This window comes from Halomonas sp. IOP_6, assembly GCF_021151565.1.
Classification (GTDB): domain Bacteria; phylum Pseudomonadota; class Gammaproteobacteria; order Pseudomonadales; family Halomonadaceae; genus Vreelandella; species Vreelandella alkaliphila.
On record NZ_JAIRBO010000001.1, the window covers coordinates 151,799 to 170,804 of the forward strand.

Consider the following 19,006-nt stretch of genomic DNA (forward strand, 5'->3'; position numbering starts at 1 on the left):
AAAACGTTGAGCGCAGGCGCAGGCGCATTGCGCACCTTAACTGCCCACTTCATAATGGCTCTCTTTTCTCTGCTACTTTCTCACCCACGACCAAGGAAGCGTTATGAATTCGGATGCTGTTAAATCTACTACGGCTTACGACTTTGATTGCTTGGTGTTTATTGGTCGTTTTCAGCCTCCCCACCTTGGCCACCTTGCCATTATCCGAGAGGCGTTAAAACAGGCACGCCAAGTCATCGTATTAGTGGGTTCTGCTTGGCAGGCACGCTCTTTACGCAACCCGTGGACGTTCGATGAGCGACAGGCAATGATTCGTTCTGGGTTTGATGATCAAGACAATCAACGCCTGGAAATTACTCCCCTGCTTGACGCGCTTTATAATGATGATGTGTGGGTACGTGATGTGCAACGCAAAGTGCGTGACTTGACGTCCCCTGCCAACGCTCGCTTACCCCGTATTGGTTTGATTGGCGCAAGCAGAGGACAATCAAGCTACTATTTATCGCTTTTCCCCCAATGGGAATCCATCAGTGTCCCACTCGTTGAAGGTATTTCAGCGAGTCAAATACGTGAGCGGTTGTTTCGCTCGCCTGGTTCTACCGATGACTATTTGAGTACAGGTGCATACCACGACTTACCACCAGAAGTCGTCAAAAGCGTTGACAAGTTTTGCAAAGGTATTGCCTACCACGGTCTACTGGAAGAGCAGCAGCTACTCGATCAATACAAACAAGCCTGGGCACAAGCCCCCTATCCGCCCATTTTTGTGACTGTTAATGCGGTTGTTGTCCAATCAGGCCATATTTTGTTGGTAAAGCGAATGGCTGCGCCGGGTAAAGGACTTCTTGCATTACCCGGAGGCTTCATCAATCCCCATGAGCGTTTACTAGATGCCTGTTTAAGGGAGCTCCGTGAACGATTAAGGCTTAAAGTGCCCGAACCCGTTTTAAAGGGCTCGCTACGCGGACAACGCTTGTTTGATGAACCTCATCGCAGTTGGCGTGGACGAACGTTAGCTGAAGCTTTCTATTTTGCTCTTAGACCTGATCAGCAGTTGCCCCGTTTAAAGCCAGTCAAGGGCGGCGATCATGCTCGCTGGGTCGCCCTTGCTGATCTAGAACCCGAAAGCTTGTTTGAAGATCACTTCTTCATTATTCAAAATTTTCTTGGATTGCCGGCAGATTTAGGCACATTTTAAAATCTAAGGTATTTTTCTAGTCGTTCTGCAGGCTAAGCCTGCAGAAAATCACGTGGCAATTTCATCATTTGGCGCCAGAGACGCTCAACGCCAGGTTTATGGACTAACGAACAGCGGTAAAGTCTAATTTCTAGAGGGATATCCCAATTTTCATCGCCAGCTCTTACTAATTTGCCGGTTTTGAGCTCTTCACGAATACAAAAATCAGGAATCCAAGCAACTCCCACTCCCTGAAGTACCATGCCTTTCAATCCTTCTGCCATGGCCGTTTCATAAACCGTACGCAGCTTCAGTCGTAATGGATCGTTTTTGAGCAGCATGCGTACGCTTCGCCCCAGAAATGCACCCTGCGTATAAGCTAAATAGGGAATTGAACTGTCATTTTGAATCGAGAAAAGCGGTTTGCCCTCTTCATCTGGTAGTGAAACAGGCAACATTTTCACTTGGCCAATCGAGAAAGAGGGAAAGACTTCTGCGTCCAGCTGCATAGTGGCAAAGGGGTCATAATATGCCAGCATCAGATCACAGTTACCTTCGCGCAGAACATGGATCGCCTCTCCAACGTTCATAGCGACTAATCGTGTAGGCAGTTCACCCAAGCCTTTTTGTAAACGAGAAATCCAAGGTGGGAAGAAGCTTAATGCCAGTGAGTGTGCCGCGACGATATCAAGCGCTTCATTCGCAATAGAAACTCCCCGGAGATGGCTCAATGACTCGTTCAATTGCTCCACTAGGTTGCGTGCGGTGATCAAAAACAATTGGCCCTCTGAGGTCAGGCCTATCGGTGTTGTCGAACGATCTACTAAGATGACCCCTACCGCTTGTTCTAGCGCACGAATACGGCGACTGAAAGCAGGCTGAGTAACATGGCGCTGCCTGGCAGATGCCGAAAAACTTCGTGTATTGGCTAATGCAACGAAATCCTCGAGCCATTTTGTTTCTAAATTCACCCAAAACTCCTTTTGCCTAATCGTTGTTAGCGGCGTGCAGGGTTATTATTGATTACTGAATAGGTGCGGTTAAATATGCCGCACGAGAAACTACTTTCTTCCACATTGGGCGCTGGCTAATTTCGTCAATTGTAACGCGTCGACACTGAGCAAAATCTTGCTCTAACATGGCGTGTACTTTACTGGCAAACGCTGTGCTGGGTATGAAAGCTGTTATTTCAAAGTTGAGCCGAAAAGACCGATTATCCAGGTTTATTGTGCCGACAGTTGCTGCGTTGTTGTCAATGAGCATGACCTTTTGGTGTAAAAAACCAGGAAGATAACGGTATATTTTCACACCCGCTCTTAACATATCAGGCAAAAATGAAAATGCAGATAGAAACACCAGCAAATGATCGGGGCGCTCGGGAATCATAACCCGCACATCTACGCCTCGCATTGCTGCTAACCTAAGCGCATCCTGTACTCCTTGATCTGGTACGAAATATGGGCTAGTTACCCAGAGCCTTTCATTAGCACTATGAATTAATTGTTGAATTAAAAGGCTAGCCGTGTCCTGTTTATCGGCTGGGCCAGATGGCACAATAACCACATGATGATCATCTTGCGGATGACTCTCGGCATGCCAGTTTAAGGTAATGACTTCCCCTGTTGCCCAGTGCCAATCTTCCCAAAAAGCTTCCTGCAAACCCAGCACACACGGTCCACCGAGGGCTAAATGGGTATCACGCCAGGGGCCATGCCGTGGATTTTGCCCAAGATATTCTACACCAATATTAAAACCACCTACCCAGCCCTGCTTACCATCCACGACTGCTATTTTACGATGGTTGCGAAAATTAAGCTGAAAGCGATGTTTGAATCCGCGAGAAGAACGAAATGCTTTTACTTCGATACCTTCTTTGATCATCTCATTTAAAAAGCCATCGTTTAGTTTCCGACTACCCACTTCATCGTATAGAAAATAAACACGCACCCCCCGCTGTGCAGCTTTGATTAAATGATCCTGCAATCGTTTGCCTAAAGCATCGTTACGCACAATGAAAAACTGCAGCAGAAGATACTCTTTTGCCTGATCAATACCCTCAAAAAGGCTTGTGAAGGTGGCTTCACCATCGATCAACAAGTCGGCACTATTACCTTTAGTCAGCGGCATCATTGCCAACTGTTCAACTGCCTGAATATCGATGCTAGTCGGCGATGAAAGGTGCGGCTTAATGTTATGGCGATAACGTACCAACACTCGACGTAATACGTTATCTCGTTCCCCTCTTGCTGTTACATAGCCATAGAAACGCGGGCGACCGAAAAACCAATACGCAGGCAGCGCAACATAAGGAAACGTTAATAGTGAAATAATCCAGGCGATAGCCCCCTGAGACGTTCTGCTCGACATAAGCGCCATGACCGCTGACACGATACCTAATAGATGTATCAACATAATGCCGGTCCCTAGCAACCATGAGGTCATTGCCTATTCCTCGCTATGAAGTGAGCTGTTTATCAGATTATTTCACTGCTAATGCACAAAAGCCCCGCGTGAGACGGGGCTTATTTGTCACTGATTGCAGTTCTACGCCATCAGTATGCTACGCCTTTTGGGCGATGATCTCCTTCCATTTGGCCGGGCCTGTCTGGTGGACGGAAGTTCCTTGGCTGTCGACAGCAACCGTGACCGGCATATCTTCAACTTCAAATTCGTAGATGGCTTCCATTCCTAGATCTTCAAAACCAACAACGCGTGACTTTTTAATTGCTTGGGCAACAAGGTAAGCAGAGCCGCCAACAGCCATCAAATAAACCGCCTGGTTATCGCGAATGGCATCAATGGCGGTCTGACCACGTTCCGCTTTACCAACCATGCCAAGCAGGCCGGTCTCTTCAAGCATGGTGCGGGTGAATTTGTCCATTCGAGTAGCGGTGGTCGGACCAGCGGGGCCAACGACTTCGTCACCTACCGGATCAACAGGACCCACGTAGTAAATAAAGCGGCCTTTCATATCAACCGGTAATGGCTCGCCTTTGGCAATCATGTCCACCATGCGTTTATGCGCCGCATCACGGCCAGTTAATAGCTTACCATTCAACAGCAGCGTATCACCCGGCTGCCACGTTTTGACTTCTTCCGGAGTGACGCTATCCAGGTTAACGCGCTTGACGTTATCGCCTGCTTCGCGGGTAATTTCTGGCCAGTCTTCAAGTTTAGGAGCAGGAAGCGCTACTGGGCCACTGCCATCAAGCGTGAAATGCGCATGACGCGTGGCTGCGCAGTTGGGGATGATTGCCACAGGCTTATTGGCCGCATGGGTTGGATAGTCTTTAACTTTAATATCCAGCACGGTGGTTAAACCACCTAAGCCTTGAGCACCGATACCGCTCTTATTCACTTTGTCGAACAGTTCCAGACGCAGCTCTTCAGCGCGGTTGCTAGGCCCACGGGCCTGCAAATCTTGAATATCGATAGGGTCGAGCAGCGCTTCTTTGGCAATCATCATCGCCTTTTCAGCGGTGCCGCCAATACCAATTCCCAACATACCCGGCGGACACCAGCCTGCGCCCATTTTAGGCAACTGCTCCATCACCCAGTCCACAACGCTATCGGATGGGTTTAGCATCGCAAACTTAGATTTGGCTTCGCTGCCACCGCCCTTCGCGGCGACGTGGATATCGACCTTATCACCCGGCACAATCGAATGGTGAATAATCGCGGGTGTATTGTCTTTGGTATTGGCTCGCTTACCGTCGGGATCAGCGAGAACAGAAGCACGCAGCACGTTATCAGGCAATTGATACGCACGGCGCACGCCTTCGTTAATCATGTCATCGAGGCTTAGCTCGGCGTCCCAAGTGACGTTCATACCCACGTGAACGAATACCGTCACAATGCCCGTATCCTGGCAAATTGGACGATGTCCCGTAGCACACATTCTTGAGTTAATTAAGATTTGTGCAATCGCATCTTTCGCAGCGGGGTTCTCTTCACGCTCGTAAGCGGCTGACATTGCATCAATGAAATCTTTAGGATGGTAGTAAGAGATGTACTGTAGAGCATCGGCAACGCTCTGAATGACGTCGTCCTGGCGAATCACGGTCATGGACTAACAGCTCCTCGGTTATCGTCTTGGCTGCGGCCTTTTTAATGGCCGTCTAGATGTACCGGTAAGTATACCGTATTGACCTTTATGCGGCAGCCACAACCACGGTTAACCTACGTATGATAACTAGGGCATTAGTCTGACGTTCATTAGAACATACAAGATAACGGTATAAAATTATAGGTGCTGGCACGTTGGACATAAATATAAACGGCGAGAGCCAACCATTATGCGTTCGATAACTGAGCCACAGCGATGACAGGAAAGGCCAGCGCGTTCAAACACACTAAAACGCCATTGTCGGCGTGGCTCACCGGAGGCAATGGCCTGTTGAATCCATCCCTCACGATTAGTAACACCCGCTTCCAAATACGCCTGACGCGTCGTTTCCACAATCATAGTGGCGAGCAGGTCTAACTGATTTTCAGTTAAGTCACATGGGCGCTTCTTAGGGTGAACGTTAGATAAAAAAAGAATTTCAGAGCGCAAGTAATTTCCTAACCCAGCGACAAGCCCTTGATCAAGTAACAATGCACCCAGGCTTCTGCGCATAAACGCTGGATCAGTCAGGCGTTGTTTCACATCATCAGCCGATACGTTTTGACTTAATAAATCAGGCCCCAAGCGAGACAAGAAAGGGTGATGGCTCAACTCACTCTCATGCCAGAGCGAAATATCAGACGCGCTATAAAGACTAGCCACCTTGCCCTCAGCAACCAGCCGAACTCGTAATGACCTTTTCGTGCTTGGCGGCCTACTCTCGCTATGTAGCTTCCATACGCCATAAAGCTGATTGTGGGAATACAGCACACGATGGTCTGCAAAACGGATTAGCATGGCCTTGCCCCACGTATCAACTGCCTGAACCCGTTGACCAATCAATGAATCCGCTTGCACGGCGAGTTCAGGAAATGCAAACCACACATCATCAAGATGTTTGCCACCTATCTGCTTCTCAATTTTATCTGCTGCACGGCGGATTTCAGGGCCTTCAGGCATCGTTTACCCCAGCGCCAGCTGTTTTTCTTGCATTTGATGAAGTTGATCACGAAGCCTTGCCGCCTCTTCAAACTCCAGGTTCTGCGCGGCTTCAAACATGGCGTCCTCTAGCTTACTAATAGCCTCGAGCAGATCGTGTTTGCTCATCGTGGCCACATCATATTCAGCAGCACTCTCTGCCACTTTGCGCTCGTTGCCACGGCGACGACTGCTCTTCTTGCCTGGTGCCTGGGCGGCTTCAAGAATATCCGCCACGGAGCGCGTCACGGTGGTTGGCGTGATGCCATGCTCTTCGTTATGAGCGGTCTGCTTGGCGCGGCGACGTTCGGTTTCATCGATGGCTTTGCGCATTGAATCGGTGATTTTGTCACCGTATAAAATAGCTTTACCATGGGCGTTACGGGCTGCACGGCCAATGGTTTGAATCAGTGAGCGTTCAGCGCGTAAAAAGCCCTCTTTATCCGCGTCCAGGATAGCAACAAGCGACACTTCGGGAATATCTAAGCCTTCTCGAAGTAAGTTGATACCGACTAAAACATCGAACTTACCAAGACGCAGGTCGCGAATAATTTCAACCCGCTCAACGGTATCAATATCCGAATGTAAATAGCGCACGCGGATACCGTGCTCATCAAAGTATTCGGTCAGATCTTCCGCCATGCGTTTAGTCAACGTCGTCACCAGAACACGCTCACCTACGGCGGTGCGTAAGCCAATTTCTGAGAGCAGGTCATCAACCTGAGTGTTGGCGGGGCGAACCTCTATTTCTGGGTCTAACAATCCCGTTGGGCGCACCACCTGTTCGACAATTTGACTGGCATGCTCTGCTTCATACTTGCCTGGCGTTGCCGACACAAAGATGGTTTGTGGCGAAATAGACTCCCACTCTTCAAATTTCATTGGGCGGTTATCTAGCGCTGAGGGTAGCCGAAAGCCATATTCAACCAGGGTCTCTTTTCTAGAACGGTCGCCCTTATACATACCGCCAACCTGGGGTACGCTTACATGAGACTCATCAATAAACAGTAACGCGTCATCCGGCAGATAGTCGAAGAACGTCGGGGGTGGCTCGCCAGGCGCGCGGCCTGAAAGATAGCGCGAGTAGTTCTCAATGCCGTTGCAGTAGCCAAGCTCTAGCATCATTTCAATATCGTAAAGGGTTCGTTGTTCTAAGCGCTGCGCTTCAACTAAACGCTCGTGCTTACGCATCCACTCAAGACGCTCCTTAAGCTCTGCCTTGATCGCATCAATAGCACCTAAAATAGTTTCTCGCGGAGTAACATAGTGAGATTTAGGATAGATGGTCATGCGAGGCACATGGGTACGCACCTCGCCAGTTAATGGGTCAAATAGGCGAATAGAATCAACTTCGTTGTCAAACAACTCGACCCTCACCGCTTCCTCGTCAGAGTCCGCAGGGAAAATATCGATCACATCGCCCCGTACCCGGTAGGTGCCTCGACGAAAATCCATATCGTTGCGGGTATATTGCAGCTCGGCTAAGCGGCGTAAAAAGGCACGCTGGTCAATTAGCTCACCACGGGTAAAGTGCAGCCGCATCTTGAGATACTGATCCGGGTCACCGAGACCATAGATTGCCGATACCGAGACAACGATAAGCGCATCACGGCGTTCCAGCAGCGCTTTCGTAGCAGATAAGCGCATTTGCTCGATATGGTCATTTATCGAGGCATCTTTCTCAATAAAGGTATCTGAGGAAGGGACATAGGCTTCCGGCTGATAATAATCGTAGTAAGAGACAAAATACTCGACAGCGTTATCCGGAAAAAACGATTTGAACTCACCATATAGCTGGGCAGCTAGCGTCTTATTGGGCGCCATTACAATCGTTGGGCGCTGCTGCTGCTGCACAACATTTGCCATCGTGAACGTTTTACCCGAGCCAGTCACCCCTAACAAGGTCTGATGGGCAAGCCCCGACTCAAGCCCACTAATCAGACTGCGTATCGCGGCGGGCTGATCACCAGCGGGCTTAAATTTGGACTGCAGCCGGAATTCCTTGCTCATCATTACTCCTTAGAAAGGCAGTGTACTACTCGGTAAACGTGGAAATTTCTACCGTCGCCTGGGTCATCAACCGCTGTATCGGGCAGCGATGGCTAATGTCTTCTAGCTTTGCCCGCTGTTCAGGATCATCAATGCCGTGGAAAGTCATCGTCACAGCTAACTTATAGACACCTTTTCGTTCCTCACTATCATCGCGCTGGACCTTAACGGTGATGCCTTCCAGCGCCCACTCTTTGCGCCTAGCATACATTTGCACAGTAATGGCTTTACAGGTACCTAGGGCAATATCGAAGTAGTCATGCGGGTCTGGTGCACTACCGTCTCCTCCGACTACCGGCGGTACGTCCCCATAGAGGTCTTCCAAACCATCGACTTCAATACGCTGACGAAATGTATGGTTACGCTCACTAATAATCGTGATTGGCTTATGCATCAGGAAACCTTTATACCGAGGTTTAACTTCTCGACCGCTTTTATAAGCACTTCACGCTTAGCTCGCCCTTCTACTTCTGCTCCGTGGCGCCCTACCTCAGCACTATCGACGCCATCCAGCATCATCAGCGCCGTGGTAATCTTATTCACCTGGTCGACTGTTGTGACACCTTGGAACGTTAATGATTGATATGCCATTCCTTGCCCTTTTCTACGCTGAATTGAAGTGAGTACGCTATTGAAAACTATGCAAAACTGATACAAGCAAAGAAGTCTAGCACGCGCCAGAGCCCTTGCAATCTACCCGCAGTGCCCGCACCTTTGATACAAATGCGATTACGTTACGTTTACCCTATCTTCCCTTATGGAGTCTATATGGCGACTGTCTCTTCGTTACTCAAGATGAATGGCTGCGTCCGTTTGCCTCACCTCGCCGCCTTAGATGTCAAAGGTCCAGATGCTGAGAAATTCCTACAAGGGCAAACAAGCGCACAAGTTAGTTTAGCCAATGGTTTTTTTGCGCCTCTTACCTGCTTTTGCACACCAAAGGGAAGAATGCTGGCCAATGCTCAATTACTGAAAATCAGCAACGACCATTATAGGCTACTGTTGAGCACCTCATTGATCGATATGCTCGCCAGTCATTTAGCCAAATTTGCCGCTTTTTATCGCGTCGAATTGCAGGCTCAGACATCGATGCTTATCGTAGGCGCCAGCGAAAGTGCCAACAAGGTTGCTCAAGCGTTTGGTTTAGCGCTTCCTGATCAACCTTATACCCATCACAGCAATAACCAAGCGACAGCCCTATGCCAGCCAGATCACGGGCGTTGGCTAATCAGTATAGAAAATTCTGCTGAACAGAATGCCATTGAAATAAATGATGATGAAGATGCGTTTAATACGTGGCAATTAGCAGATATCCGCAGTGGTTTGGCGTGGTTAACAGCCCCACAGCAAGATCACTTCCTCCCACAAATGTTGAACTGGGAAGCGCTGGGGGGAATTAGCTTTAAAAAAGGTTGCTATACAGGACAAGAAGTCGTCGCACGGGCGCATTTCCGGGGCCAAGTGAAAAAACGCTTAGTGCGCATTACTGCCAGTGTCAACAGCTTACCCCAGGTCGGTGACACGCTAGTGGATGGGCAGGATAAAACCGTAGGTGAAATCGTTAGCAGCGCATTTAGTGGCGACCAGCAAATTGAGATGCTCGCCGTTGCAAATACTAAAGCGATTGAAGCGCTCTCGCCCCTTTATTGGCAAGGACATCCGATAGCTCTCTGCGACCTGCCCTATACCGTTGAGCGCCTGGATCCTGAACAGCTGTCCAGCAGCCTAAATGGCTAATGGGCGTTGAAATGTGGCAGCTGAAATAACCGAATAGCATTTGCACTGCTTAGTGCCGCTATTGTTTCAAATGACTGATGCCGGAGTGCTGCCACCACGCCAGCTACCTTTGCCACCCTGCATGGTTCATTACGTTGCCCCTGATAGCCGCTAAGCGGCATATCGGGGCTGTCAGTCTCTAACACAAAGCCATCGTCAGGTAAGCGTGACACCACGTTACGAAGTCTTTGTGCGCGCTCGTAGGTAACCGCCCCTCCCAACCCCAGGGTATAGCCTAGATCGAGAAACTTAGCGGCCTGCTCATAAGAGCCTGAAAACGCATGGATAAGCCCACCACTGGGAAGCGCCAGCTGGCGTAAGCGTTTGCTTACTTGATCATTCGCTTTTACGCAGTGCACCACAACAGGTAAAGCGAACTGTTTTGCTAAACCTAGCTGCGCATCGAAAAAGGCCCACTGTTTATCTAATGACTCCGTAAAGCGGCCATCGATACCGCACTCACCTATTGCTACAACGCGTTTTTCGGCTTCGACTTTCTGCTCAGCTAAAAGCTGCTCCAAGGCGACTAAATCGTGGTTAGCGTGTTTATCAATGAAGTAAGGGTGAAGACCAACACAACTACTTACTTCCTTACGCGCACTAAGCGCCAGCACATTAGGCCATAGGGAACGCGTCGTTGCTGGCACTACAAAGTGTTCGACACCCACCGCCTTGGCATTTTCGATGACCGCATCGCGATCATCGTCAAACGCCTCAAAATCCAGGTGGCAGTGGGCATCAATCAACATAGCAAGGAAATCAACATAGCAAGGATGGCTCGATCAGTGCTCGCGAGTGGGCTGGAAGCGAATATCCGGCCAGCGCTCTTGGGTCATCTGCAGGTTGACCCGCGTTGGTGCGATATACGTCAGGTAGCCGCCACCATCGATAGCAAGGTTGGAGCTCGCTTTACGCTTAAACTCTTCCAGCATCTTGGCGTCTTCGCAATAGACCCAACGTGCGGTTTGTACATTGACCCCTTCATATAGACAGTCAACTTTGTACTCTTCCTTCAAACGGTGAGCAACAACGTCAAACTGCAGCGTACCGACAGCACCAAGAATCAGGTCGTTGTTATCCATCGGCATAAAGACTTGCGTAGCGCCTTCCTCAGAGAGCTGCTGGAGCCCTTTTTGCAGCGCTTTCATTTTCAACGGGTCTTTTAAACGAACACGCTTAAACAACTCTGGCGCAAAGTGAGGAATGCCGGTAAAGCGCATATCTTCACCAACGGTGAAGGTATCACCAATCTGAATCGTGCCGTGATTGTGCAAGCCGATAATATCGCCTGGCCAAGCCTCTTCTACCTGAGAACGGTCTGACGCCATAAACGTTAGAGCGTCGGCAATTTTCACATCCTTGCCTATCCGCACGTGGCGCATCTTCATATTCTTTTCGTACTTACCGGAACAGACGCGTAAAAAGGCAATACGGTCACGATGGTTCGGATCCATATTCGCCTGAATTTTAAACACGAATCCAGTAAAGCGATCATCTTGAGCGGTTACTTCGCGGATGTCTGTCTCGCGTGGCTGGGGCGGAGGCGCGTACTCAACAAACCCATCCATCATCTCTCGTACGCCGAAGTTACCCATTGCGGTACCAAAGTACACGGGCGACAGCTCACCACGGCGATAGGCATCAAGATCAAACTCATGGGAAGCACCGCGCACCAACTCGACTTCCATGCGCAACTCTTCGGCCTGCTCTTCGCCAAGTACAGCGTCAACTTCCGGGTTATCTAAACCCTCAATTCGCTTGTCATCTGGAATACGGCTGCCTTGCCCCTGGGTATACAGATGAATGACGTCATTATAGAGGTGATACACGCCCTTAAAGTGCCGCCCCATGCCAATCGGCCATGTCATCGGCGCACACTGGATATTCAGTACGGTCTCTACCTCATCCATGACTTCGATGGGGTCGCGGATATCGCGGTCCATCTTGTTGATGAACGTTAAAATAGGCGTGGTGCGCAAACGGCAGACTTCCATCAGCTTGATAGTACGATCCTCAACACCTTTCGCACCATCAATCACCATTAACGCGGAATCCACCGCGGTTAATGTACGGTAAGTATCTTCTGAAAAGTCTTCGTGCCCCGGCGTATCCAGCAAGTTCACGATACGCCCGCCATAAGGGAACTGCATCACCGACGTCGTGACCGAGATCCCGCGCTCTTGCTCCATCTTCATCCAGTCTGATGTGGCATGGCGATCATTACGCTTGCTCTTAACAGAGCCAGCTAACTGAATAGCATTTCCGAATAACAGCATTTTTTCGGTGATGGTGGTTTTACCAGCGTCGGGGTGCGAAATAATCGCAAACGTACGGCGTAGTTCTGCTTCGCGCGCTAATTTGGCGTCAGACATGGAGTTCTCTAAAAATGGTGCAACGTTATGACTGGGATGGCGCCTTAAATATCGGCGTTTACATGGATATATGGTAACGCAACTAGGCCGCTGCGGCATACCATGGATAGCAAAGGGGGAATCAAGAATATAGGCACTAGCGGCGTAAAAAGAGGAGCTAGAGCAAACGCTAAAAGGGTCGTGAAGGGAAATTGAAAAAAAGCGCCGAACTTGTCGGCGCTTTTTTCGTACTGACGTTTATTTGGCTAGGCGTAAGTATTGACCTGAGTCCCCACGCTGCCCTCTTGGGCAAGGTCTGGCTGAGCCCCCATGTTAGCAGAGGCAAGTACTTCCGACACTTGCTGTGCTTGCATATCAAGAGACTGCTTAAAAAGCTGCATCTGTGCTTGTTCAGCAGATTGTGCTTGATTCATATAGAGTGCGGTGCTCACTGCGTTGCTTACGGCAACATCCATCTTTCACCTCACGATTGCGATATGTTGCACCAAGATAGCAAACATCATGCTTTACTACCAAGCAGCCTTTCCCATTAAGTACTTATCCAACAGTACTTATCCAACAGTACTTATCCAACAGTACTTATCCAACAGTACTTATCCAACAGTACTTATCCAACAGTACTAAGCCAACAGCTACCCACTGATTTAGAAACGGTCAGCTCTGAAAGGCGCCATATCAATCTCTGTCGGCTTACCTTCTATCATATCCGCCAGTAATTGCCCGGTAGCAGGACCTAGGGTAAATCCCTGATGCCCATGTCCAAAAGCTAACCACAGACCACGATGCTTGGGAGCCGGCCCTATAACAGGCTTCATGTCAGGCAAACATGGTCGCGCGCCTTTCCAAGCAGAGGCGTCGCGACGCTCAGCGAGGGGAAATATCGTGCGTGCAACTTTTTCTGCAGCAGCTAACTGCTGCTCATCTGCTGGCGACTCAAGCCGGTCAAGCTCAGCCCCGGTGGTTAACCGGACGCCTGCATTCATAGGCGCAAGCAAGTAACCCACCTCCGCATCCATTAACCAGTAATGAAGCTTTTTAGAGGGCTGTGTGGCGTAGTGCATGTGATAGCCGCGCTTAACAAAGGTCGGGAAATGATAGCCTAAGCCTTTCAGCCAGCTACCTGCCCATGGACCTAGTGCAACGACAACCTCATCTGCTTCTAGGCACTCAGCAGCCGTATCGACTTGCCAGCGCTCTCCTTGCTGCTTCACCCCCTCAATATCAGTTTGCAAAATACGCCCGCCCTGCTGGACAAAAGCATCGGCATAAGCGGCAACCAGCCCACCTGGGTCGGCAACTGTCCAAGGGTCAAGCCAGTGAATAGCACCAATAATATCGCTACCCAAATCTGGCTCTTTAGCCTCTAATGCAGCGCGGTCCAAAACGTCAAACTGAACACCAAAATTGTCACGGGCGTCTTGCGCTTCTTTTACGCGTTTTGCTAGCTCTTCAGGCGTGCGATAAATTTCCAACCAGCCTTCCCGGCGAACCAAATGATCAGCATTTGCCGCTTCAATCATGGGGCCGTGAGTCTTCAAGCAGAGCTGTATCAATGACGCATACTCAGGCACTATTTTTTTATAGTGTCGGCTAGAAGAGTTATGCCAGTAGCTCAACAGCGGCGAAGCAGCATTAATCATGCCTGCAGGCCGATAACGAATATCAACACGCTTGTTTGGCAGCACGCTCAGGATGGTTTTCATATCCCGCGGGAAAGCATAAGGACGAACCGCTTCGCGCTGGATAATGCCAGCATTGCCGAAAGAGGTTTCACGACCAGGTTGGCGACGATCAACCAGCGTTACTTGATGACCACGCTGCTGCAGGTGCCATGCAATGCTGACACCGACCATACCTGCCCCTAACACCACCGTTTGACGCGCCATTGCGTTGCACTCCGTAAAAGAAAATACTGCCTACAGTTCAAATGATTATTTTCAACAAACAACTCATTAAAAAATATCACTAACCAAACAGCATTAACATAGCTTAAAAAACTGTTTTTAGACCAAAAAGCAGCAACAAATATCGCATCAAAAAATAATATAGATGACTTCACTACACGTATCGCCAAAGCCATCAAAATGCACCAGCGCTTCTTACTAAAGACCTTTTTAAGCGGTTCATCAAGCGCAGGCCTGCTCCTCTACTAAGGCGGCATCGCGATAAGAAGCCTAGGGAAATTTCGCAGCAATTTCAGATAGAGAGTAATTTTTCGGGCCAGAAATGAATCAAAGGACAAAACCTAGGAAAGGCATTGCGTAGCAAATAAGGTAAAGAGGCTTAAAACACGAGCGACCAAAAACGCAAAAAAGCCGAACATAGGTCAGCTTGGTTTCAAACAAAATAATTAATAAAGGGGAAAAGCAATGACAATGGGAGAGGATTTTTTGAGGATAAATATCAAGGTTAATGGGGTGGATGATGGGGATCGAACCCACGACCACCGGAGCCACAATCCGGGGCTCTACCACTGAGCTACATCCACCACAACCTAAAACTAGAATTGCATATAATTAATACGTGTCATCAAATGGGGTGGATGATGGGGATCGAACCCACGACCACCGGAGCCACAATCCGGGGCTCTACCACTGAGCTACATCCACCATTGATGAAGTACTGACTTACATGTCTTACCGAAAGCGTCCAATAAAAAGCTTTAATGGCACGCCCAGCAGGACTCGAACCCGCAACCTACGGCTTAGAAGGCCGTTGCTCTATCCGGTTGAGCTATGGGCGCACATAAAGCATTCTAAGAGACTGAATACTGATGAGCACTTGACCACAACCAATGTTCGGAAAAGCAAGTTACCACCTTCCGCGCTAGGTATGTGGTCGGGATGGAGGGATTCGAACCCCCGACATCCTGCTCCCAAAGCAGGCGCGCTACCAGACTGCGCTACATCCCGATTTCTTACCTTAGACGCTGCTGCATGTCCCGTCTCAAGCGAGGCATATATTACTATTTCTGAGTTTAAAGTCAACACCTAAAGTGATTGATTCGTTAGAAGCTTTGCCTTGCCGCCCTAGCATGCGAAAATCAGGCCTTCTCGAAAGCCAGTGACCTCCTGCGCTCAGCCACACAATTCCAGGGGCTGAATTATAGATAGCAGGGTTTAAGTATCGGTGTTCGGGCACGATGCTCACGCGCCGCCCCCATACTTTAAACGCCACGGCCTAGACATAGTCACTCAGCTTCGTTTCTAACCTTCACAGGGATTCTATTACATGACCGCCCAACTTATCGATGGTAAGGCCATCGCCGCTAATGTCCGCCAGCAAGTTGCCGAGAAAATCAGCGCGCGCCAGCAAGCTGGCGCTCGGGCACCTGGACTAGCTGTTGTTGTGGTCGGGGAAGACCCAGCCTCCCATGTTTATGTCAGCAACAAACACCGCGCCTGTGAGCAGGCAGGCATCCACTCTTTTCAACATGCGCTACCCGCTGATACGCAGCAGCATGAACTTGAAGCACTGGTCGATCAGTTAAACAACGATGCAACGGTTGACGGCATTCTTGTTCAACTACCATTGCCAGAGCATTTAGACTCTCGCCCTATTCTTGAGCGCATTCGCCCAGACAAGGACGTCGACGGCTTTCACCCATACAACATTGGTCGTCTAGCGCAACGTATGCCCTCGCTCAGGCCCTGCACACCTAAAGGTATTATGACCATGCTCGCCCATAGCGGCATTGCCGTTCGAGGGTTAGATGCCACTGTAGTCGGCGCGTCCAACATTGTCGGTCGGCCGATGGCGTTGGAGTTGATGCTGGCAGGTTGCACCACCACGGTATGCCACCGCTTCACGCTACAGCTTGAGTCTCATGTGCGCCGCGCTGACTTGGTTGTTGTCGCTGTCGGCAAACCCGGCATTGTCAAAGGGGAATGGATCAAACCAGGCGCCATCGTGATTGACGTTGGCATTAATCGCCAAGACGACGGCACGCTCACTGGTGACGTTGATTTTAAAGCCGCGGCAGAGCGTGCCAGTTTCATTACACCCGTGCCTGGCGGCGTTGGGCCGATGACCGTTGCCACGCTACTTGAAAACACGCTAGAAGCCGCTGAACGGCACGACAAAGGCCTAGAGCAGTAGTGTTACACACACCACTGCCGTTAACGATTTATTAAGGAGTAATCACGAGTGCAACGTATTGGAATCATCGGCGCGATGGCGCAGGAAGTGAACATACTGGCAGGACAGCTAGAAGGCGCTGAACGCTACGAGCATGCTGGCTTCGTTTTTTATACGGGCACACGTCACGGCTTGGAAATTATTGTGCTGCAGTCGGGGATAGGCAAGGTCAATGCGGCGGTAGGCACCGCGATTTTACTTGAGCGGCACCAGCCTGATGCGATCATTAACACTGGTTCCGCAGGCGGCTTTGCGAGCGACCTTGCTATTGGTGATGTGATTATTTCGGATGAAGTTCGCCATCATGACGTTGACGCAGTGGTCTTTGGCTATGAGCTTGGTCAGGTACCTGGAATGCCGGCAGCCTACCAAGCAGACAAACAACTTCGTGATATTGCCCGCAACGCCATTGCCTCATTAGGTGAAGTCAATGTACGTGAGGGGCTCATCGCCACAGGCGATGCCTTTATGGCCGATCCTGTTCGTGTCGCGACTACCCGTGAACAGTTTCCAACCATGCTAGCCGTCGAGATGGAAGGCGCCGCTATTGCACAAACATGTCATCTTTATGGCTGCCCATTTGTGGTCATTCGCGCGCTGTCTGATATACCCGGCGGCGGTGACAACCACCTGTCATTCGAGCAATTTTTAGACATCGCGGCTGACCATTCATCACGGATGGTGGATCAGATGCTGATCGAGCTTGGTAAGAACAAGAAATAGACGTTAAAAAAGAGTGCTTAAAGCGTTAAAGAAACGGAGCCAGTTGGCTCCGTTTTTATGATTTGCTATCCAGCTATACGAACTACGCTTTCAGCTTCCATGCCAAGCTCTCACCCGCCATTAATGGAATAATATGCTGACCAGCCGTATAGGGATAATGCGCTGGCAGACTCCATGAACGACGCTCCAACGTCACGCTATCAGCATTAGCCGGTAATCCATAAAAACGTGGTCCATTGAGGCTGGCAAACGCTTCTAACTTGTCCAAGGCACCCATTTCCTCGAAGGCAGCTGCATAGAGCTCAATGGCAGCAGGCGCTGTATATGCCCCTGCACAGCCGCAGCTAGACTCTTTGTCACCCTGGGCATGAGGCGCACTATCGGTGCCCAAAAAGAATTTAGGGCTGCCGCTGGTCGCCGCTTTTAACAACGCCTGACGGTGCTGCTCACGCTTTAGTATGGGCAAGCAGTAATAATGCGGACGAATACCACCTGCCAGCATTTTGTTGCGGTTAAACAGCAGATGATGGGCTGTGATCGTGGCAGCAATATTATCAGGCGCAGCAGCGACAAACTCGGCAGCCTGCTGGGTCGTAATATGCTCAAACACTACCTTAAGATTAGGGTGTCTAGCCAAAAGCGGTTTCATAACCTGCTCAATAAACACCGCTTCTCGATCAAAAATATCAATTTCATGATCGGTAACTTCACCATGCACCAACAGCGGCATACCAACGTTTGCTAGCATCGCAATAGTGTCATCGCAGTGCGCAATGTCGGTGACGCCCGATGCAGAGTTAGTGGTAGCGCCCGCGGGATAGAGCTTCACGGCTTTCACGACACCACTTTCAGCAGCACGCTCAATTTCTTCAGGGGGCGTCGTGTCTGTTAAATAGAGCGTCATCAAAGGTTCAAAAGAACTCCCCTCGGGCAACGCTGCTAAAATTCTCTGCCGATACGCTAGTGCTTGTGCGGTAGTGGTTATCGGCGGCTTTAGATTAGGCATTATAATCGCACGCCCCATTTGGGCGGCGGTATGACCTACCACAGCGCTTAGCGCCTCATCATCACGTAAATGAAGATGCCAATCATCGGGGCGAGTCAACGTAATAGCGTCCACGGCAAGTCCTGTGCAGAAATGAATTAAGTAAAAGGGTCAGAACAGTATACCCAATACGGGTAAGGGATAAATCTCCCCTATCCATCCCACAGTCGTTCCCAAGTGTCGTATCATGGCGACACTTTGTAAGATCAAGGACTCAGTTTTTTATGCAGAATGTGCGTCGCTATGCGGACATTATCGCCAGTATTGAAGGATTATTATGGCTTGGTCTTGCCTGGTCGATATCCTTTTCAATGTATTTTGGGAGTACCGAACCGACGCTGGCTGTCCTATTCGTTGTTGGTGCACTCGTGCTATTCGGTTGGGCTCACCGTCCATTGCGTTACCTGTTGAAACGCTATCACGTACGTAAGCGCCGTACTGACATGTGGATTCATACGCTAGCACTGCCACTCTTGCTCGCTATGTTTTTCCATATCATGTTAGAGGCTGTACTGGGCAGTGCCTGGCTACCTCCTAAAATGCTGCTATTCAACTTGCTTGCCTCGGCGGGATGGCTGACGTTCGTTATGACGTTATTTATAAAATATGTTATTCACAACGTGAAAGCATCGAGCAAATAAGCA

Annotated in this window: 17 protein-coding genes and 4 tRNA genes; 5 read left to right on the top strand and 16 right to left on the bottom strand. The window is 49.7% G+C overall.

The genetic code is table 11. From position 1 onward, the window contains the following. Positions 1 to 103: 103 nt before the first annotated feature. Entirely contained in the window at positions 104 to 1,198 is a 1,095-nt protein-coding gene (locus tag K7H08_RS00755) for a bifunctional nicotinamide-nucleotide adenylyltransferase/Nudix hydroxylase (protein WP_231656953.1), read from the top strand. A gap of 32 nt (positions 1,199 to 1,230) precedes the next feature. Here K7H08_RS00755 and K7H08_RS00760 read toward each other — a convergent pair whose 3' ends face one another. The 7 genes from K7H08_RS00760 to K7H08_RS00790 all read right to left on the bottom strand — a co-directional run bounded on the left by K7H08_RS00760 (position 1,231) and on the right by K7H08_RS00790 (position 8,900). Further along, entirely contained in the window at positions 1,231 to 2,148 is a 918-nt protein-coding gene (locus K7H08_RS00760) for a LysR substrate-binding domain-containing protein (protein ID WP_038484353.1), read from the bottom strand. A 52-nt stretch (positions 2,149 to 2,200) separates the two neighbouring features. Further along, positions 2,201 to 3,619 (bottom strand): cardiolipin synthase, encoded by a 1,419-nt coding sequence (cls, locus tag K7H08_RS00765; RefSeq protein ID WP_231656954.1) that lies wholly within the window; start codon positions 3,617 to 3,619, stop codon positions 2,201 to 2,203. A gap of 118 nt (positions 3,620 to 3,737) precedes the next feature. After that, positions 3,738 to 5,243, bottom strand: coding sequence for a fumarate hydratase (locus K7H08_RS00770; protein WP_038484359.1), 1,506 nt, complete (start codon positions 5,241 to 5,243; stop codon positions 3,738 to 3,740). A gap of 177 nt (positions 5,244 to 5,420) precedes the next feature. Then, the gene (gene nei / locus K7H08_RS00775; protein ID WP_231656955.1) at positions 5,421 to 6,242 is read right to left on the bottom strand and encodes an endonuclease VIII; all 822 of its coding nucleotides are present in this window, start codon (positions 6,240 to 6,242) and stop codon (positions 5,421 to 5,423) included. Between the two features lie 3 nt (positions 6,243 to 6,245). After that, the gene (gene uvrB, locus K7H08_RS00780) at positions 6,246 to 8,270 is read right to left on the bottom strand and encodes an excinuclease ABC subunit UvrB (protein WP_231656956.1); all 2,025 of its coding nucleotides are present in this window, start codon (positions 8,268 to 8,270) and stop codon (positions 6,246 to 6,248) included. A 25-nt stretch (positions 8,271 to 8,295) separates the two neighbouring features. After that, positions 8,296 to 8,703: an OsmC family protein gene (locus K7H08_RS00785; RefSeq protein WP_231656957.1), complete on the bottom strand. Its 408-nt coding sequence runs from the start codon at positions 8,701 to 8,703 to the stop codon at positions 8,296 to 8,298. Then, positions 8,703 to 8,900: a hypothetical protein gene (locus K7H08_RS00790; protein WP_095602963.1), complete on the bottom strand. Its 198-nt coding sequence runs from the start codon at positions 8,898 to 8,900 to the stop codon at positions 8,703 to 8,705. Before K7H08_RS00790 ends, K7H08_RS00785 begins: the two co-directional genes overlap by 1 nt. A gap of 177 nt (positions 8,901 to 9,077) precedes the next feature. On the opposite strand from K7H08_RS00790, the gene ygfZ reads away from it, so the two are divergent. Beyond that, complete coding sequence (gene ygfZ / locus K7H08_RS00795) at positions 9,078 to 10,046, top strand: CAF17-like 4Fe-4S cluster assembly/insertion protein YgfZ (RefSeq protein WP_231656958.1); 969 nt, start codon at positions 9,078 to 9,080, stop codon at positions 10,044 to 10,046. On the opposite strand, the gene K7H08_RS00800 is transcribed toward ygfZ, so the two are convergent. The 8 genes from K7H08_RS00800 to K7H08_RS00835 form a co-directional block, all read right to left on the bottom strand. Next, entirely contained in the window at positions 10,043 to 10,834 is a 792-nt protein-coding gene (locus tag K7H08_RS00800) for a TatD family hydrolase (RefSeq protein ID WP_120386929.1), read from the bottom strand. The two genes, ygfZ and K7H08_RS00800, sit on opposite strands and share 4 nt — an antisense overlap. A 33-nt stretch (positions 10,835 to 10,867) precedes the next feature. After that, positions 10,868 to 12,457, bottom strand: a complete 1,590-nt coding sequence (locus K7H08_RS00805) for a peptide chain release factor 3 (RefSeq protein ID WP_038484380.1) — start codon at positions 12,455 to 12,457, stop codon at positions 10,868 to 10,870. A 245-nt stretch (positions 12,458 to 12,702) separates the two neighbouring features. Next, complete coding sequence (locus tag K7H08_RS00810; protein WP_038484383.1) at positions 12,703 to 12,912, bottom strand: putative motility protein; 210 nt, start codon at positions 12,910 to 12,912, stop codon at positions 12,703 to 12,705. A 189-nt stretch (positions 12,913 to 13,101) separates the two neighbouring features. Continuing rightward, complete coding sequence (locus K7H08_RS00815; RefSeq protein ID WP_038484386.1) at positions 13,102 to 14,343, bottom strand: NAD(P)/FAD-dependent oxidoreductase; 1,242 nt, start codon at positions 14,341 to 14,343, stop codon at positions 13,102 to 13,104. A 527-nt stretch (positions 14,344 to 14,870) separates the two neighbouring features. Then, positions 14,871 to 14,945 (bottom strand) — tRNA-His (locus K7H08_RS00820). Positions 14,946 to 14,991: 46 nt separating this feature from the next. Continuing rightward, a tRNA-His gene (locus K7H08_RS00825) sits at positions 14,992 to 15,066 on the bottom strand. A gap of 57 nt (positions 15,067 to 15,123) precedes the next feature. Next, positions 15,124 to 15,200 (bottom strand) — tRNA-Arg (locus K7H08_RS00830). Positions 15,201 to 15,292: 92 nt separating this feature from the next. Then, positions 15,293 to 15,369: transfer RNA gene (locus K7H08_RS00835), tRNA-Pro, on the bottom strand. A gap of 319 nt (positions 15,370 to 15,688) precedes the next feature. Here K7H08_RS00835 and folD point away from each other — a divergent pair. Beyond that, positions 15,689 to 16,555, top strand: coding sequence for a bifunctional methylenetetrahydrofolate dehydrogenase/methenyltetrahydrofolate cyclohydrolase FolD (gene folD, locus K7H08_RS00840; RefSeq protein WP_038484389.1), 867 nt, complete (start codon positions 15,689 to 15,691; stop codon positions 16,553 to 16,555). Positions 16,556 to 16,603: 48 nt separating this feature from the next. Then, positions 16,604 to 17,317 carry a 5'-methylthioadenosine/S-adenosylhomocysteine nucleosidase gene (mtnN, locus tag K7H08_RS00845; RefSeq protein WP_038484392.1) on the top strand — a complete coding sequence of 238 codons (714 nt, stop codon included), beginning with the start codon at positions 16,604 to 16,606 and terminating at the stop codon, positions 17,315 to 17,317. Between the two features lie 82 nt (positions 17,318 to 17,399). Here mtnN and pyrC read toward each other — a convergent pair whose 3' ends face one another. Beyond that, on the bottom strand, positions 17,400 to 18,437 hold the full coding sequence (gene pyrC / locus K7H08_RS00850) for a dihydroorotase (protein WP_038484395.1): 1,038 nt from the start codon (positions 18,435 to 18,437) through the stop codon (positions 17,400 to 17,402). A gap of 149 nt (positions 18,438 to 18,586) precedes the next feature. Here pyrC and K7H08_RS00855 point away from each other — a divergent pair, with 149 nt between their 5' ends. Then, the gene (locus K7H08_RS00855; protein ID WP_038484398.1) at positions 18,587 to 19,003 is read left to right on the top strand and encodes a hypothetical protein; all 417 of its coding nucleotides are present in this window, start codon (positions 18,587 to 18,589) and stop codon (positions 19,001 to 19,003) included. Positions 19,004 to 19,006 lie beyond the last annotated feature (3 nt).

Bases quoted from the DNA above. Each gene is read 5' to 3' on its own strand.
- K7H08_RS00770 (WP_038484359.1), bottom strand. From the start codon at position 5,243: ATGACCGTGATTCGCCAGGACGACGTCATTCAGAGCGTTGCCGATGCT.
- K7H08_RS00815 (WP_038484386.1), bottom strand. From the start codon at position 14,343: ATGGCGCGTCAAACGGTGGTGTTAGGGGCAGGTATGGTCGGTGTCAGC.
- K7H08_RS00805 (WP_038484380.1), bottom strand. From the start codon at position 12,457: ATGTCTGACGCCAAATTAGCGCGCGAAGCAGAACTACGCCGTACGTTT.
- K7H08_RS00790 (WP_095602963.1), bottom strand. From the start codon at position 8,900: ATGGCATATCAATCATTAACGTTCCAAGGTGTCACAACAGTCGACCAG.
- ygfZ (WP_231656958.1), top strand. From the start codon at position 9,078: ATGGCGACTGTCTCTTCGTTACTCAAGATGAATGGCTGCGTCCGTTTG.
- K7H08_RS00810 (WP_038484383.1), bottom strand. From the start codon at position 12,912: ATGGATGTTGCCGTAAGCAACGCAGTGAGCACCGCACTCTATATGAAT.
- cls (WP_231656954.1), bottom strand. From the start codon at position 3,619: ATGACCTCATGGTTGCTAGGGACCGGCATTATGTTGATACATCTATTA.
- K7H08_RS00785 (WP_231656957.1), bottom strand. From the start codon at position 8,703: ATGCATAAGCCAATCACGATTATTAGTGAGCGTAACCATACATTTCGT.
- K7H08_RS00755 (WP_231656953.1), top strand. From the start codon at position 104: ATGAATTCGGATGCTGTTAAATCTACTACGGCTTACGACTTTGATTGC.
- K7H08_RS00855 (WP_038484398.1), top strand. From the start codon at position 18,587: ATGCAGAATGTGCGTCGCTATGCGGACATTATCGCCAGTATTGAAGGA.
- nei (WP_231656955.1), bottom strand. From the start codon at position 6,242: ATGCCTGAAGGCCCTGAAATCCGCCGTGCAGCAGATAAAATTGAGAAG.
- uvrB (WP_231656956.1), bottom strand. From the start codon at position 8,270: ATGAGCAAGGAATTCCGGCTGCAGTCCAAATTTAAGCCCGCTGGTGAT.
- K7H08_RS00800 (WP_120386929.1), bottom strand. From the start codon at position 10,834: ATGTTGATTGATGCCCACTGCCACCTGGATTTTGAGGCGTTTGACGAT.
- folD (WP_038484389.1), top strand. From the start codon at position 15,689: ATGACCGCCCAACTTATCGATGGTAAGGCCATCGCCGCTAATGTCCGC.